Raw genomic sequence first — 216 nt, 5'->3', positions numbered from 1 at the left:
CAAAACAATTGGTTGTCAAAAAGCACATCAACCGATACAAGACTGCCAACCTGACCCAGCGGAACGGCCACTTCAAGAAAGGGCAGAAGTTAACCATCAAACGTTATACTTTCAGCCATGAAGGGTCAATTACCAAATCTGGTACCAAACGTTACGTCGTAAAAGGCGGCTACATTACCGCTAATAACAAGTTCGTTAAAGTTGTTAAATATTAAA

The 216-nt window shown here is 40.7% G+C and carries 1 protein-coding gene; it reads left to right on the top strand.

Annotation, left to right across the window (positions count from 1 at the left end):
• Positions 1–215: DUF5776 domain-containing protein (locus tag CBI42_RS13125; protein ID WP_256963858.1), on the top strand; the 215-nt coding region annotated here is incomplete at its 5' end.
• Position 216 lies beyond the last annotated feature (1 nt).

Source organism: Streptococcus sp. KR (assembly GCF_002238115.1).
GTDB lineage: Bacteria > Bacillota > Bacilli > Lactobacillales > Streptococcaceae > Streptococcus.
Note: the sequence above shows the minus strand (reverse complement) of the source record. Positions and strands in the feature narration are given on the sequence as shown.